Raw genomic sequence first — 15,409 nt, 5'->3', positions numbered from 1 at the left:
CTCCTTTTCCGTTTAGTTACCTTCTATCCTTATATTAAGGAATAATGGTTTAAATTGGCAAACGTTATTCCCTGAAAAAAGCAACGATGAGTCCGAACATCACAATCATAAATGTAAGCGTTTTCCTGATTTGTGTTGAAAGGGTACGCACAGATGAAATCTAATCGGTATACTAAAGATAATCACATTGAGGAAAGGGGGAGACCATATGGAACAAATGATGAAAAATACAATGCAGCAGCTATTAAGCAGTTCCACACTGTTTATGTCTGATTTAGAAGATCAGTTAAATAGCTCAAAAGGCCAAATTGAGAAAATAATACAGTTAATAAACGAAGAACTAAAGCAGCACAACTTTCACCTTTTAGCGATTCAACCAGAAGAACAAATCGTCATTCCAACCAATACCAGAAAGGGTTTATGTGAAATTTTACGGGATGCAACGTATTTTTCCATCGATGATTTAACACCGGAATTAAGAGTACAGCTCATGTTAATTACCCTGTTGGTAGAAAAAGAATCCCTGTCTCTTCAAGATTTAGCTGAAAGAACAGAAGTAAGTAAAAATACAGTGCTGCTTGATATGAAGCTGATGAAGCGTAAGTTAGAGGATAAATCCATCGAGGTAAAATACAGCCGTAAACATGGCTATTTTATCTCAGGATCGGAATATCAGCTGCGGAATTTGCTTGTCACCGAGTTGAAACAACTCTTTCAATTTGAATTTGCAAACACGTTGTTAAAGAAAAAACAATTGATAGAGCCAAATGAAGTGTTTTTGCTGAGGCAGCGGCTGCTTAGAGCAGAACAAAGATTAGAGATATCCTTTTCTGATGAACAAATTGAAGTTCTCCCGGTCACTTTGCATTTATTAATAAAACGAATCCAGGCTTTTCAACAAGAATGGGTGCCGGAAACCGAAGATTATGGTGTGTTTCATACGGATGAATACGAAGCGTTTCAACAAATGTTCTGGGACCAAAACGGTCTGACAGAAAAAGACCGGCTGTACCTTACTTTACAAGTTCTTTCTTCTAATATGTTAGAGGCTGCCATTCACTTATCTCACAGTGAAGCATTAAAAACCGCTATTGATAGATTTATCGACCAAATCGAATTAAATTTAGTGACGTCGTTGGTGAGAAAAGAGGAATTAAAAGAGAAACTATGGCTGCACATTAAACCCGCAGTCTATCGGGTGAAATTAGGGCTGCATGTCCAAAACCCGCTTACGCAAATCTTTCAAGATGAACACGCCTCGATTTGTTCGATAGTGAATGGAGCTGCAGGCGCATTAGAAGATTACATCGGGAAATCTTTGCCGGAAGAAGAGAAAGTATATATTGCCATGCTCGTGCAAGCGTGGATCTATCAAACCAATGAACAAGGTGAAAAAATATTTAAAGCGATGGTCGTCTGCCGAAATGGAACCTCAGTGTCTAAGCTATTGTTAGAAACGCTTAAGCTGATGTTTCCGCATATTGAATTTTTAGGAGCATTTTCTGAAAGAACGTTTAATCAAAAAGAAACGGTCGATTTTATTTTTACAACCATTCCTTTGCATACGAGTCAAAAAACATTTATTGTTAATCCTATTTTGGATCAAAAAGAGCGGGCTCACTTAAGAAAAAACGTACGGAAATATATTGAAAGAGATAACGAGAAGAAAGCGAGGGAATTGCTGCATTCGTTAAGAGACCATATTGAAATGGAGAAGCAAGACGTGATTCACGAAAAAATAGTAGATTTTTTCGATAAATCGTACAGTGATAACAAAAACAATCAAAAAACAGAAGAAAAAGAACACCAGCCCTTTTTCACATTTGAAGAACAGCATATTCACATTATCGAAGAACGAGTTACCTGGAAAGAAGCAGTCTGCTATAGCTTACATCAAATGAAAGAAAGACAGGCGATTGAGTCTCGTTATATGGATAGAGTTCTCGAGCTATTTTTAAAAGAAAGTGATCGGATGATGCTTGGCCCGCACGTTTATTTGCCGCATGCTAAGCCGTCGGATGGAGTAAGAAAGGAAGATTTTGATATATTACTTTTTCGCTCTCCGGTAGAAATGCCAGACGGCGGTATGGCCAAAGCGTTAGTCACCCTTTCTCCAATAGACTTTCAACATCATGTCCCGACGTTGTTAAGCTTAAATGAGTTATTTATGGATGAAACTAAATCTCAGCGTTTTTATCAAGCAAATCATGCTCTAGAAATCGTAGAGACGCTGCAACAACATGTAGAGGAGGAACATCATGCCATTTGATGAATTATTCCACCAGCATCTCATCTTTTCTAATGTAAAATGTGAGACGGCTTATCAGCTTTTTGAAAAAGTAGGAAGCCGTCTGTACAAAGAAAACTATGTAAAATCCTCCTATCTCTCAGCTTTAACAAAACGAGAAGAGACTTATCCGACCGGATTATCGTTAGAAAATATTAACATCGCTATTCCTCATACAGATTGTGAGCATATATCTAGCCCATTCATTGCTTACGCCAGCTCTGAACAACCGCTGCTGGTTGGTAGCATGGGAGAAAAAAATAAAACAATACAGGTTTCTCATTATTTTTTCTTAGGAATAACCGAGTCGAAAACACAGGTAGAGCTTTTGCAGTATTTAATGACCCTTTTTACTAATTACCAATTTGTTCAAGGGTTAAAACATGCCAAAAGTGAAGAAGAGGTTTTTCAAGTTATAAAACATCCAATAAGGAGTGAAGTGTTATGAAAAGAGTGATTGTAGCATGTGGTTCAGGAGTGGCAACCAGCCAGACAGTCGCTTCCAAAGTTCAGAAGATTTTGAATCAAAATCGTATTAAAGCAAATGTAGAAGCGGTTGATATTAAGTCATTAGACCAATATATACCGCAAAGTGACGTCTATATCGCGATTACAAAAGGAAGCAAAGACTATAACATCCCTACCTTGAACGGGATCGCATTTTTAACAGGAATGGGGATGGAGGAAGAAACCAATCAATTAATTAGCTTGCTAACGTAAAAGGAGGAGATAGATGTGGACGTTCTGCAAAATGTCTTTCAATATATTTTAGATCTTGGTGCGTCAGTATTTGTACCTTTAATCATGATCATTGTAGGCATTGCTGTACGAATGAAGTGGAAAGAAGCGTTTAGTGCAGGGATCATTTTAGGGGTAGCTTTTGCAGGGATGGGAGTAGTGATTGGCTTTATGCTGGACGCTCTCACTCCTGCCGGGCAAGGCCTCGTCGAACGTACAGGAATCGAGCTTAATATCGTAGACGCCGGCTGGACATCTTTAGCAACATTGGCATGGGCCTGGCCATTAGCGTTCTTAATGTTTCCATTGCAAATGGGCGTCAATGCCATCCTTCTCGTCATGAATAAAACAGAAACGCTTAACGTTGATCTATGGAACGTTTGGGGGAAAATTTTAACAGCAGTACTGGTTATAGGCGTGACAAATAGTGTTGCTCTTGCTTTTGTTATAGCGGCTATCCAAATGGTAGCGGAGCTTCTGATAGCGGATGTAAACCAAAAGCACATTGAAAAAGTAACTGGCATTCCCGGTGTTACGGTTTCGCATGGCATGATGATTTTTGGCGTCTTTCTTCTTCCGTTTAACTGGCTGTTGAGCAAGGTACCTCTTTTTGATCGTCATATCGATGCAAATACGTTAAAAGAAAAGTTCGGTGTTTTCGCAGAAAATCATGTGATGGGTTTTATTATTGGAGTACTTCTTGGTATCGCAGCCGGCTACACTGTGCCTGAGACGCTTACATTAGCGATTCAAGCTGCAGCGGCACTAACCTTGTTTCCTATGGTAGCCAAACTGTTTATGCAGGCATTATCCCCTTTGTCTGATGCCATCTCGGAATTTATGAAATCACGTTTTAAGCACCGAAAATTGAATATTGGCTTAGACTGGCCGATCTTAGCTGGAAGCAATGAATTGTGGGTGGCCGTCATTGTGTGGGTGCCAATTACACTGCTTTACGCCATTATTCTGCCAGGCAATAATGTGCTCCCATTTGCAGGGATTATCAATATTTCGATGGCTGCCCCAGCATTAATTATTACCGGCGGGAATCTACTTCGAATGATTATTCTTGGAATCATTACGACACCTGTTTTCTTATATATTGCAACCGGTTTTGCTCCAACGATTACCCAGCTGGCACAGGACACAGAGGCGATTGCTTTAGATAGCGGACAGATGATTTCGTGGAGTACGATAGAATACCCGGTCTTCCGATATCTTTTTGCACACGTAGGAGAAGGACATTTGCTAGGTTTCCTATTTGTTGGGATATGGGCCGCATTGTTTGTCCTTTATTTTAAAACAATGAAAGCCAGAAAAGTAGAAGATGATACAGCGGAGGAGACGGAGTATAAGGAGAATGTGATGTGATTTACACCATTACGCTTAATCCAGCTATTGATCATATTATGTTTACAAAGAATCCTTTGGAAAAACGGAAAAATAATCGAATGTACAAAAAAGAAATAGACTTGGGCGGAAAAGGGCTTCATGTTTCTCATACGTTAACTTGTTTGAATATTCCTAATACAGCCATAACCTTTGCTGGGGGACGGAATGTCAGCAGTTTCAAAAAGATTTTAGAGCAGAAACACCTTCATTATGAATTGTTTGTAGAAGAAAAACGCGCTACACGTATTACGTATGTGCTGATGGATCAGGCAGGGGAAGGGAGTTTAATGGTAACAGAACATGGTTTTTGCATATCGGAACAAAATCACAAAAAGCTCTGCCAGTATTTAAGGGATACGGTGAAAGCAGACGACACAGTGATACTATCGGGCTCTTTGCCTCCAGAATATCCAGTCGCCAGATGGAAGGAGATTCTTTCTTTATTAAAAGAAAGACGATGTACGATAGCTTGTGATGTTAGCGGGGAAGCTTTAAGAACGGCGGTTGAGATGCAAGTAGATTTTATCAAACCGAATGAACAAGAATTAAGAGAATTATTCCCTGCTCAACAGGACGTATTAAGTCAATTGCAGGAACTAAACCAAAACGTGCCTTATGTGGTTTTTTCCAAAGGGGGAGAAGGCAGTACGGCTTTCCTAGAAGAGAAAATTTTCGATGTCGATGCTCCAAAAGTTAAGGAATGCAATGATACAGGAGCAGGGGATGTGTTTGTAGGAGCGCTGTTTGGCGCAAGAGAACAGGGATTGTCATGGGAGGAGGCCCTGACGTTTGCAGCAGGCTGCTCTGCTTCGAAAGTGACAAAAAGCAACAGCAGCGTGTTTGATGTGGAAGAAGCGAAAGCTCTTAGTCTGAAAACAAATATCCGAGAACGGAAAGGGGTTTATTAATTTGTTATATAAACAGGAACGTGAGGAACTGTGTAAAGTTGTAAGGACGATGTTTTTGCGATTTGAAACGAATGCAGCAGGTGGAAATGTCAGCGCACGAATCAATGATGAGCATATCATTATGACGCCTACGTTAATGTCCCAGCAGAAATTTTGCGATTTAGAATGGCACGAAATTCTAGTCGTGAATATGAAAGAACAAAAAGTAGAAGGTGATGGAAACATTACGAGAGAAATTAATATGCATATGGCATGTTATCGAGAAAGACCTGACATCGGCTGCGTATTGCATGCACACCCGAAAGAATCTCTCGTTTTTGCGACAATGGGAATGGAAATGCCCAATTTAACAGAGTCCACCCAAAAACTCGGAACCATTCCAACCCTCCCGTTTGCACCGGCCACTTCTCCTGAGCTTGCTGAAATTGTGAGAAGTTATGTGCAATCTAGAGGCACAGATGGACTGCCGCTTGCTATGCTGTTAAATAAACATGGGATTGTTGTTCTCGATAAAACCTTACGAAAAGCATACGATGTGCTTGAACGCATTGAATATAACGCCTATGTTGCCTATAAAGCTCTTGTCTTTGATTCGTTATCTATTAAAAAAATCGAAGACAACACGCGGGAATTGGAATTCAATCTGGAGGAATAAGGGAAATGCCAATCAATGTCCAGCTTTTCGTATCTATAAGCTGCGGGCTTTTACTATGTGGTATCCTTTTCGGACAGATTTGGTTAACGTTCTTTGCTTTAATGATCGCGGTACACGCTAAAAAGGTGTGGGAGAAAAATAAAAGCAAAACGGCATAATCGTATTGAGCTGCCTGATGAAGGGCAGCTTTTTATTTGAAGGTAAGGAAGTCATACTTTTGGCGTTTTATGTATAGATTCAGCGCCCAACTACACAAGATAAAGAGGAGCTTTTGCTAAAACTGCGAACATTCATTCCAGGCAAAAAAGTCAGCACTTCCTGTGGAAATGACGACAGCAGGACGTCCTATGCACCGGCGTATGCGTGCTTAGTAGAAGTTCCTTTACTTTAGCTGAACTTCCTCTTTTTCTTGCACTTTTCTAGTTTTCAAATCACACTTTGAGTAAAGTGAAAGAATTAGAAAAGGTTCTAAACGACTAATTGATCAAGAAGCGGAAATGGATCAGTTAAGTTAAGACAACCTGTTCCGTGTAATTAATGCTCTATTTCTATTTACCCCCTCCTTTAAAATCTCTCAAAAAAACCTGGAAGAGTAGTAAAAATATGTATAAATTATTTCTTCGGTTAGAGTCCCATGTCTAGTTTTGGCAGGCTTTTTATGGTTTTAGGAAACAAGTTTATCAAAAATTCAAAACCATCGAATACAAAAAAGTTTCTAAAAATTGTTGACTTTGTAACCGATTGCAAGTATATTTGTATACAATTACACAATTACACATTTATACAAATTTCGGAGGTGATAGTGGATAAATGGTTAATCAAATTGTGTCGGGACGTAAAAATATTAAGGATCTAGCCTATGAATCCATTAAGGAATCGATCATATCTGGTGACTTAAACCCTGGAGAAGTGCTGACGGAGGAATTTTTAGCAAAAAGTCTTGGGATAAGTCGTACACCATTAAGAGAAGCGGTCAATATTTTAATTCGAGAGAATTGGATTGTTAAAGAGAAAAGTCGGATTAAAGTGGCACCGCTTACAAAGGCTGAATTAACAAATCTTTTTTTACTCCGTCAATATCTAGAAGTTTTAGCAGCCATTCAAGCTGTAGAAAATGTAACTCCTGAATTTTTAAATGATTTAAAGGAAATAATGAATAAAATGGAGCGAGCGGAAAAACTAGAAAATACAGAGGAAGTTGTAAAACTTGGTAGTGACTTTCATGCTCGTATTATTGAACAAGCGGACAACCCTCATCTCAAAGAAATGGTGGAAACTATTTTAGAAAAAATTAAGAGGTATCGTCATATTGGGGTGAATACGGTTAGTACTCGTTCGAAATCTGCAGTAGAAGAGCATTTTACTATTCTAAGAGCAATTGAGACGCAAAACAGTGATTTAGCCGAAGAGGCAATGAAAGACCATATTAAATTAAGTCAAGAATCCATTAAACTAAGTGAAAAAATAGAAGGGAATGAAGATAATGAAAAAATTTAAGCACGCTCTATATATGCTAGGTTTTTCTTCACTATTAATGATGGCTGCTTGTGGAACTGATGAGGAGCCATCAGATGATACAAGTAATGGCTCAGAAGGTGAAAGCGACGAGCAAGCTATAGAAGAATGGCCTCATGACACTATTACCTTTGTTGTACCATTTGATGCTGGTGGAAGTGTCGATGGAATGGCGCGCGGTGTTGCTAATCACTTAGAAGAGGAACTAGATGTGACCGTTAACATTGATAATCGTCCCGGAGCTTCTGCGCAAATCGGAGCCTCCCACTTCATAAACCAACCGGATGACGGCTCAGTATTTTTTGCAGGGACGCAATTATATCTAAGTGCAAACATTGTGTTGCAAGAAGCCGATTTTGATATTGATGAATTTTCTATGGTGAACTTCGAACAATTTGATCCAATTACAATCACAGTTCATGAAAATTCGCCGTATGAAACGTTCGATGATCTTTTAGAAGATATAGAAAATAATCCAGGTGAAATAAGCTACTCTACTATTTATGGAGGACCGCTTCATTTAACGGGTGCATTGCTTGAAGATACCCTCGATATTGAACTTAACCCAGTTTTTTATGACGGGGGAGGAGAGATGAGAAACGCACTTCTTGGTGAACATGTTGATTTTATGATTGGTAATGCAAATGGAGATACCGCTATTGAAGATAATGTAAGGGTTTTAGCTATAGCCGATGATAATATGGAAGAACTCTGGCCAGATGCCGAACCAATCAATGATGTCTTAGAAGAATATGACGCAGAGATCCCTTATGTTGGTTCAGCCAGATTTATTGCTGCTCATTCCTCCTTTAAAGAAGAGAACCCAGAACTATTCGAGTATTTTGTGGAAGCTTATGAAAAAATGTTCGAAAGTGAGGAATATCAGCAATATCTTGAAGAGAATGGTGCAGATGTAGTCAGTGACTTTAGAGGGCCAGAAGAAAGTGATGAAATGAATTTAGAGCTGCATGATCTAATGCTTGAATACCAAGATGATCTTGGAGATAAGGAATAAATTTATTAAAACAGAAGGAGAAGAAATATTCTCCTTCTGTTTACCTTTTCGAGGTGAGAATGATGGAAAATAATAAAACAAAAATGCAACTTTTTCACCGTTTGTTTTTACCTGCCTTAATATTTATTTTTATTACCATTTATTTTTTGGAAGTTCAAGGGTTGGATGACCCAAGAGACCGGATGCTTATCACTCCTATTTATTGGGTGATGGCGGCTTTCTTTCCTATTATTCTTTTTCAAGAATGGAAAAATTGGAAAGCAGCAAAGCCTGATAAAAAAGAAAAGGAAGAAGAGGAAACAGAAAGCTATGAAGTGGATGCCCCTTTATCAAAAAAAGCATTATCGTTCATGGTAAGCATTTTCCTATATTTGTTTCTTATTGAGCATATTGGTTTTGTGCTGATTACGATTATCTTTTTGCCTACTTTGATGTGGCTTCTCGGTACAAAAGATTGGAAATTGCTTGTGTTTTTACCAATCATCGTTACTGGGGCTTTGTACGTTTTGTTTGTAATTTGGTTAGAAATTCCGTTACCAACAGGAATTCTGCTATAGAAAGAGGGTGAAATTGTGATAGATTTACAATCACTTAGTGAAGGTATATCCATGTTAATTAGTTTTGAAAACTTTTTCTTGATGATAGTGGGGCTCACCCTGGGAGTTATTTTAGCAGCAATTCCTGGTTTTACAGGTTCTCTAGGGATAGCTATCATGCTTCCGCTTACTTTTGGTATGGACCCGCTACCTTCGCTCGTATTTTTATTATCTATTTATACCGGTGGTTTATATGGAGGGGCGATTACTGCTATTCTGTTAAACACACCTGGTTCACCTGCTGCTGTTGCTACATCACTCGATGGGTATCCTATGACTAAAAAAGGATTTGCAGGCAGGGCTCTTGGTGTAGCAGTAGGGGCTTCCTCTATTGGAGGATTTATTGGTATTTCAGTGTTACTTGTTATTATCCAGCCTCTTGCTGGTTTTGCTTTGCGTTTTGGTCCTACGGAAATGTTTATGGTTGCGGTATTTGGTTTGACCATTATTGCTGCTTTGAAGGGTGATAGTTTTGTAAAAACATTATACGCAGGACTCTTGGGCATATTATTAGGAACGATAGGGATGACCAGCAGTGGAGCTATTAGAGGAACATTTGGTTCATCCGAATTATTAGATGGTATTCCTATTATTCCAGCTTTAATTGGTTTATTTGCTGTTTCTGAATTATTTTTCCTTGTGGATAAAGGTTACGTAGCAAAGCAGCAAATCAACAGAAGGAATTCTTTAGAAGTAATGGATGGGGTAAAAAGGGCTTTTAAGTATCCAGGCAACATTTTGCGCTCAAGTACGATAGGGGTCTTTATTGGGGCTTTGCCAGCTGCAGGATCTACCATCGCCAGTTTAGTTAGTTATAATGAAGCGAAACGTGCTTCAAAGGATCCTTCCTCCTTTGGTAAAGGAAACGAAGAAGGGGTTGTTGCTGGAGAGGCTGCGAATAACTCTTCCGAAGGCGGGGCCCTTGCTACTATGCTTGTACTTGGTATTCCGGGAAGTGCTTCGGCGGCAATGTTACTTGGAGCAATCATAATGCAGGGATGGACACCTGGCCCGCGTTTATTTATTGATCATAGTGACGTTCTTTATGGCGTCATTTTCTCAGAACTCATACAAGAAATACTACTTGTAGTGATTGGAGGAGCATTTGCAATTATTGCAGGTAGAATCGTACAAGTTCCTACTAGAGTGCTTATCCCGACTATTATTGTTTTTGCACTTATAGGTTCCTTTGCCGTTCGAAACTTAATGTTTGATGCGATGCTTGTTTTCCTCTTTGGTTTGCTTGGATGGTATCTAAGAAAGAATGCATACCCTACAATTGCCGTGGTTTTAGGTTTAATTTTAGGTCCATTGGCCGATACAGAGCTGTTAAGAAGTCATCAGTTATACGGGGAAGAAACGTTTGCCATGTTCTTTCAACGCCCCATCACTCTCATATTGATAGCTCTTACTATACTTGGCGGGATCACTCCATTTTTAATGGAAAAAAAGAAACAAAAGAAAGGATAAGATGTAACAATGAACAGAAACGAAAAATTCCATAATCTACTGACAAACTCCAATGAAATTCTTGTGGCTCCTGGGGCAGCTAATGCACTAACGGCTCATCTGATCGAAGAAGCAGGATTTCCAGCGGTTTATGTCACCGGCGCAGGGCTTTCTAACAATGTTCTTGGAGTAGCGGATGTAGGTTTGATTTCTTTTAAAGAAGTACTAGACCAAGTGAAATATATTTGTGATGCAGTCGAAATTCCAGTCATTGCTGATGGAGACACAGGTTTTGGAAATGCAATCAACCTTGTACGAACAGTCAAAGAGTTTGAAAAGGCAGGTGTTTCTGCTATCCAATTAGAGGATCAAAGCACGCCGAAAAAATGTGGACATTTTACAGGGAAACAAATCGTACCTGCTGAGGAAATGGTTAATAAGATTCAAGCTGCAGTTGACACACGAAAAGACCACCATTTTAAAATTATAGCAAGAACAGACGCCCGGGCCATCGATGGAATTGATGCAGCTATTGAAAGGGCGGAACAGTATATTGAAGCTGGAGCAGATATCACTTTTGTGGAAGCTCCTCAAACAGTCGAAGAAATGGAAAAAATTACAAAATCATTGTCTCACACTCCACAAGTGGCTAATATGGTGGAACATGGAATGACTCCTTTAAAAACGAACAGTGAACTAGAGCACTTAGGTTATCGTATAGTGTTGTATGCTAACTTTCTCCAGCGCCGCGCAGTAAAAGCGATGCAAGATGCACTGGTATCTTTAAAAGAGCAAGATACAACCCAGCATATGTTGGAGGATATCATTTCGATGAAAGAACGAAATAGACTTACTCATTTGAGTAAAATTAAAGAAATGGAAGAAAAGTATCTAAAGCTAGATAAATGAGTATATATGAAGCTTTCCTTTTCGTAATCGTGGCGTTACTTGGAGGATATCTGGGGAGATTGATGAGGATTCCAATCGGTTCTGTAATAGGTGCCATGTTGTGTGTTGGTCTTTTTAAAATCATTGGGGTCGTCACATTTTCTGATACTGACTGGCTGTCTTTTGTGGTTCAAGTATCGATTGGTATTATGCTCGGTGTATCCTTCATTTCCCTCGATAAAGGGATTATTAAGAAAATTAGTGCCGGTTTGATGGTGAATCTTATCGGCATTTTCTTTATGGTTATAACGATTGGCATCATTATTAGTTTTGGGTTTTCGATGGATTTGAAATTATCTATTCTTTCTTCTGCCCCTGGAGCCATAGTAGAAATGGCCACAATGGCAGATGCCTTACAACTTGACTCACCAACTGTCGTTCTTGTTCACTTATTCCGTGTCATCATCATTATGGCCATTTTCCCTCTGCTCATTAAATGGATCATTTTAAAAATAAAACAAGGAGAAAAAGACAAAGCATGAGGTATGTTCTATTAGTTGTGATAGCTGCAACAGGTGGTTTAGTAGGATTATTTACTGGTCATCCAATTGGTCCGTTATTAGGTTCTTTATTATCCGTTGGGCTTTTTCAACTTTTAACAAAACTGCTCCCTCCTATTCCCCTGCACTCCAAACGTTTGATTCAGGCAATTATTGGCGGCAGCATTGGATTATCCTTTACGTATGAAACGATACAGCAGTTTGTTTTCTTATTGATTCCTATTATTATTATTCCGTTACTTCAGCTTGTTTTTACTCTTTTAAATGCTTTTTTGTTAAACAAATGGTTGAAAATAGATGCTGTAACGGCATTATGCAGCTCGGCACCGGCAGGGATGAGCGAGATGGCCATTATTTCGGAAAAGTATGGTGCCAATATTCCAACAGTAGCTACGTTTCACTTGTTTCGAATTATTTTTATTGTGAATGTTATTCCAATCGTTCTTACTTTATTTTAATGGAATGAAAACCTGGATTTCTGACTTTTTGTTAGAAATTCGGGTTTTTTTGAAAGGTAAGAAATTATGAATAGTTGGCGTTTTTGATGTCTAGCTTCAACGCCCAGCCGCTCAGGCGCACGCGATAAAGAAGGAACTTTTGCTAAAACCGCCACGACCTGTGGCATTGGCGACATGAGCACATCCTATGCGTCGACGTGTGCGATCTTAGTAAAAGTTCATTTAAAATGAGCTGAACGTCTTATGTCTTCCCTTTCGACTCCGGGCCGCAGGCGACCCTGCGCGAAAGCTCCAGAACCTGTCGCGGGCTCCCAGGATGGGAGTCAGTTCGGCGTTGTCACAGGACGTGACGCTCGTAGCCGAACTTCCTTCTTTTAAGGCGCTTGCGCTTTTCTTATATGAGAATGAATCCAGAAAAGTAGGTGGAAGAACATTTACATAATTTTAATAATATAAGCAAAGGAATTTTTATAGTACTAAGAGAAACCATTGAATGCACTTTTAAAAAAGGAGGATATTATTTATGGCTGCTAAAAAGGTTTTAATCGTTACTGGGGACGCAGTAGAAGCATTAGAGGTCTATTATCCATATTTCCGTTGTTTAGAGGAAGGGTATGAAGCAGACATTGCGGCTCCACATAAGAAAAAGTTAAATACCGTTATCCATGATTTCGAAGATTGGGAAACCTACACAGAAAAACGGGGCTACATGATTGATGCCAATTTAGAGTTTGCTGAAGTAAATGTGGAAGACTATGATGGGTTAATTATCCCCGGCGGACGCGCTCCTGAACATATTCGTATGAATGAACACTTACCTAGCATTGTTGCTCATTTTTTTGAAACAGACAAGCCAATCGCGGTGATGTGTCATGGTAGCTTGGTACTCACACCGATTGCTGACGTAGTGAAGGGCCGGAAACTCACTGCTTATCAGGCGTGCAAGCCGGAAGTGGAAAGCATTGGTGCTGAATACGTTGATGAAATGGATTATGTCGATGACAACCTTGTTTCTGGTCATGCGTGGCCTGACCTGCCAGCTATTATGAAGGAATTTGTGAGGCAGGTGAATGACATTCGCTGATTCCCATGCGGAAAGTACTATCTATAAAAATCCAGTAAAGTGATATAATGGTAAGGTAATAGTTTGGTAAACTCAAGGGTGGTTCGGTGTCATCCCCATGAAGAGAGGGGGTGGTGCCCTAAATGATGACGGTGTACGAGGCTTTGATGCTGATGGTCACGTTCGGTATGTTGATCGTGGCGATGCTGTCACAAAAATAAATCACCCTTGAGTTGACGGCTCGAGCGGGTGATTTATTCTCTCCGGCCGATCCCCCTTGCAGGGAACCTAGCTATTGCAGGACCGTAGGTGTTAGCCGCACCTGCGGTCTTTTTTAATATATGAGGATTTGTTTTTTATTATACCAGAACTTTCCGCTGCCGCAAACGGTTATACTACCAGATGAACGAAAAGAATAACGATAAATAAGAAGGCAGTGTACCGATGATAGCGCCGGCGCTTGCCTGATGATCGTTTTTTTCGTAAATATCCGGAAACCCAAACGGCTAAAAAAGAACATACAGCTAACAGACCCGATAACGCTTTTGGGTTCGTGACGGCGTAATAAAACGGCATGCCGACGACGTGCGGCAGAAGTAAAACTGTCCCTAAAATAGCCGTAGCAATATGGAAACGGATATAAATCCGTGTGAATGTGACGAGCATTCTGCGGCGTGAGTGTTTAACGCCCAGCAGCAATGGATAGAGAAGAAATGCCAGCAAAAAGTAATATCCCGACGCCGAGGCAAAATCAACTAGCCGTGTGTTGATGGAAGATGGTTGTTTAAGTAGTAGGAAAGCTGTAAGAAAAATTGTTGGAACGAAAAGAATAACTAATGATGGGACTACGTTTAATCGAAATAAAAAGCGCAGCATTATTTTTCCCCTTCTATTTTAAGTATAAATCATATTAACTCCGCTTCACAAGTTGAGGCATTTTATTATTTTAAAATATTAAAATCAAGCTGTGATAGTATCATGATAAAAGATCTATTTTGAGATTGAATTTTTATTGTTTTATTATTACTTGTATATCAGGCATTTAATACTGTTTTTATTACTGTCATTTTACTATTAATATTTATTATTTCGTAGTAAAAAATTTTAAGAATAATATTTTGTAATATGGTTGTTAAATATATAGCTGCATTCATGAAAGAATTTTTGGTTAGAATTTGTTTTATGGCAGAATTGTAGACTTTTTAATGGTATGTAATAAAAATAGAAGGGTTTGATGGATAAATTTTCATCCGTATTAAAAGAAGATTATGAATTCATAATTGCCTTTTCTTGCTGGAAAGCGGTCCTTAGAATAAGAAACGTACCAATAAAAACTCCCAATCTTCTAAGGAGGAAGGTAAAATGAACAAAAAGATTGTAAAATTGACAGCACCAAGTTTAGCAGCACTAGGACTAGCTTTTTCTGCAGGACAAGCGGATGCTGAAACACCGGAATCAGAATTGGAAGCAAAAAATGGAGTACAAGCCCAGCAAGAAGCAGATGCTGCTGAAGCTTCAAAGCTAGACAAAGTGGAGAATAAAGCTGATGCAGTAAAAGCAGAAGTAGAAGATATCACCTCAGACATAACTGATCAAGAAACGTTACCTAATGGGGAATTGAATTCATATGAAGGAAAATTAAATTCCTTAGCAAATCGTTTAGATGCTGCAGAAAACCAATTAGATGGACTAACGAACAACCAAATCGATGAAGATCTTCCAGAAGTGGATGAAACAGAACAAATCATTGAAGACGTAAGGACAATTGTCACAGAAGCACAAGATACACTTGCTTCTATTGGTGAAGACGAAGCAGCTGAAGACGAAGAAGCAACAGAAGATGAAGAAGCAGTAGAAGAAGACGAAGAAGCAACAGAAGATGAGG

Annotated in this window: 16 protein-coding genes; 15 read left to right on the top strand and 1 reads right to left on the bottom strand. The window is 39.2% G+C overall.

Annotation, left to right across the window (positions count from 1 at the left end; translation table 11 throughout):
* The first annotated feature begins 208 nt into the window (after positions 1 to 208).
* From FZF09_RS12435 to FZF09_RS12370, 14 genes are all read left to right on the top strand, one after another.
* A complete protein-coding gene (locus FZF09_RS12435) occupies positions 209 to 2,269 on the top strand; it encodes a BglG family transcription antiterminator (protein ID WP_158736934.1) in 2,061 nt (686 codons plus the stop codon).
* Positions 2,259 to 2,735: a PTS sugar transporter subunit IIA gene (locus FZF09_RS12430; protein WP_158736933.1), complete on the top strand. Its 477-nt coding sequence runs from the start codon at positions 2,259 to 2,261 to the stop codon at positions 2,733 to 2,735. Before FZF09_RS12435 ends, FZF09_RS12430 begins: the two co-directional genes overlap by 11 nt.
* Positions 2,732 to 3,007, top strand: coding sequence for a PTS sugar transporter subunit IIB (locus tag FZF09_RS12425; protein ID WP_158736932.1), 276 nt, complete (start codon positions 2,732 to 2,734; stop codon positions 3,005 to 3,007). The genes FZF09_RS12430 and FZF09_RS12425 overlap by 4 nt, the downstream gene beginning before the upstream one ends.
* A 15-nt stretch (positions 3,008 to 3,022) precedes the next feature.
* A complete protein-coding gene (locus tag FZF09_RS12420) occupies positions 3,023 to 4,396 on the top strand; it encodes a PTS galactitol transporter subunit IIC (RefSeq protein WP_158736931.1) in 1,374 nt (457 codons plus the stop codon).
* Positions 4,393 to 5,325 (top strand): 1-phosphofructokinase family hexose kinase, encoded by a 933-nt coding sequence (locus tag FZF09_RS12415; protein ID WP_158736930.1) that lies wholly within the window; start codon positions 4,393 to 4,395, stop codon positions 5,323 to 5,325. Before FZF09_RS12420 ends, FZF09_RS12415 begins: the two co-directional genes overlap by 4 nt.
* Position 5,326: 1 nt before the next feature.
* Positions 5,327 to 5,980 (top strand): class II aldolase/adducin family protein, encoded by a 654-nt coding sequence (locus tag FZF09_RS12410; RefSeq protein WP_158736929.1) that lies wholly within the window; start codon positions 5,327 to 5,329, stop codon positions 5,978 to 5,980.
* An 810-nt stretch (positions 5,981 to 6,790) separates the two neighbouring features.
* Positions 6,791 to 7,477, top strand: a complete 687-nt coding sequence (locus FZF09_RS12405) for a GntR family transcriptional regulator (protein ID WP_158736928.1) — start codon at positions 6,791 to 6,793, stop codon at positions 7,475 to 7,477.
* Positions 7,464 to 8,510: a tripartite tricarboxylate transporter substrate binding protein gene (locus FZF09_RS12400; protein ID WP_158736927.1), complete on the top strand. Its 1,047-nt coding sequence runs from the start codon at positions 7,464 to 7,466 to the stop codon at positions 8,508 to 8,510. Before FZF09_RS12405 ends, FZF09_RS12400 begins: the two co-directional genes overlap by 14 nt.
* A gap of 59 nt (positions 8,511 to 8,569) precedes the next feature.
* Complete coding sequence (locus FZF09_RS12395) at positions 8,570 to 9,067, top strand: tripartite tricarboxylate transporter TctB family protein (RefSeq protein WP_158736926.1); 498 nt, start codon at positions 8,570 to 8,572, stop codon at positions 9,065 to 9,067.
* A gap of 15 nt (positions 9,068 to 9,082) precedes the next feature.
* Positions 9,083 to 10,576, top strand: a complete 1,494-nt coding sequence (locus tag FZF09_RS12390) for a tripartite tricarboxylate transporter permease (protein ID WP_158736925.1) — start codon at positions 9,083 to 9,085, stop codon at positions 10,574 to 10,576.
* Positions 10,577 to 10,585: 9 nt separating this feature from the next.
* The gene (locus tag FZF09_RS12385; protein WP_158736924.1) at positions 10,586 to 11,464 is read left to right on the top strand and encodes an isocitrate lyase/PEP mutase family protein; all 879 of its coding nucleotides are present in this window, start codon (positions 10,586 to 10,588) and stop codon (positions 11,462 to 11,464) included.
* Positions 11,461 to 11,985 carry an AbrB family transcriptional regulator gene (locus FZF09_RS12380; RefSeq protein WP_158736923.1) on the top strand — a complete coding sequence of 175 codons (525 nt, stop codon included), beginning with the start codon at positions 11,461 to 11,463 and terminating at the stop codon, positions 11,983 to 11,985. The genes FZF09_RS12385 and FZF09_RS12380 overlap by 4 nt, the downstream gene beginning before the upstream one ends.
* A complete protein-coding gene (locus tag FZF09_RS12375) occupies positions 11,982 to 12,461 on the top strand; it encodes an AbrB family transcriptional regulator (RefSeq protein ID WP_158736922.1) in 480 nt (159 codons plus the stop codon). The genes FZF09_RS12380 and FZF09_RS12375 overlap by 4 nt, the downstream gene beginning before the upstream one ends.
* 523 nt (positions 12,462 to 12,984) lie before the next feature.
* Positions 12,985 to 13,545, top strand: a complete 561-nt coding sequence (locus FZF09_RS12370; RefSeq protein WP_158736921.1) for a DJ-1/PfpI family protein — start codon at positions 12,985 to 12,987, stop codon at positions 13,543 to 13,545.
* 369 nt (positions 13,546 to 13,914) lie between these two features.
* Here the strand turns inward: FZF09_RS12370 and FZF09_RS12365 are convergent, their stop codons facing one another.
* Positions 13,915 to 14,400, bottom strand: a complete 486-nt coding sequence (locus tag FZF09_RS12365) for a hypothetical protein (RefSeq protein WP_158736920.1) — start codon at positions 14,398 to 14,400, stop codon at positions 13,915 to 13,917.
* Positions 14,401 to 14,886: 486 nt separating this feature from the next.
* On the opposite strand from FZF09_RS12365, the gene FZF09_RS12360 reads away from it, so the two are divergent.
* The coding region (locus tag FZF09_RS12360; RefSeq protein ID WP_158736919.1) for a hypothetical protein at positions 14,887 to 15,409 on the top strand (523 nt) is incomplete at its 3' end.

The organism is Alteribacillus sp. YIM 98480 (assembly GCF_009765375.1).
Taxonomy (GTDB): Bacteria; Bacillota; Bacilli; order Bacillales; family Marinococcaceae; genus Alteribacillus.
Note: the sequence above shows the minus strand (reverse complement) of the source record. Positions and strands in the feature narration are given on the sequence as shown.

Coding starts and splice junctions, on each gene's coding strand:
- FZF09_RS12435 (WP_158736934.1), top strand. CDS start 209: ATGGAACAAATGATGAAAAATACAATGCAGCAGCTATTAAGCAGTTCC.
- FZF09_RS12430 (WP_158736933.1), top strand. CDS start 2,259: ATGCCATTTGATGAATTATTCCACCAGCATCTCATCTTTTCTAATGTA.
- FZF09_RS12425 (WP_158736932.1), top strand. CDS start 2,732: ATGAAAAGAGTGATTGTAGCATGTGGTTCAGGAGTGGCAACCAGCCAG.
- FZF09_RS12405 (WP_158736928.1), top strand. CDS start 6,791: ATGGTTAATCAAATTGTGTCGGGACGTAAAAATATTAAGGATCTAGCC.
- FZF09_RS12400 (WP_158736927.1), top strand. CDS start 7,464: ATGAAAAAATTTAAGCACGCTCTATATATGCTAGGTTTTTCTTCACTA.
- FZF09_RS12395 (WP_158736926.1), top strand. CDS start 8,570: ATGATGGAAAATAATAAAACAAAAATGCAACTTTTTCACCGTTTGTTT.
- FZF09_RS12385 (WP_158736924.1), top strand. CDS start 10,586: ATGAACAGAAACGAAAAATTCCATAATCTACTGACAAACTCCAATGAA.
- FZF09_RS12380 (WP_158736923.1), top strand. CDS start 11,461: ATGAGTATATATGAAGCTTTCCTTTTCGTAATCGTGGCGTTACTTGGA.
- FZF09_RS12375 (WP_158736922.1), top strand. CDS start 11,982: ATGAGGTATGTTCTATTAGTTGTGATAGCTGCAACAGGTGGTTTAGTA.
- FZF09_RS12370 (WP_158736921.1), top strand. CDS start 12,985: ATGGCTGCTAAAAAGGTTTTAATCGTTACTGGGGACGCAGTAGAAGCA.
- FZF09_RS12365 (WP_158736920.1), bottom strand. CDS start 14,400: ATGCTGCGCTTTTTATTTCGATTAAACGTAGTCCCATCATTAGTTATT.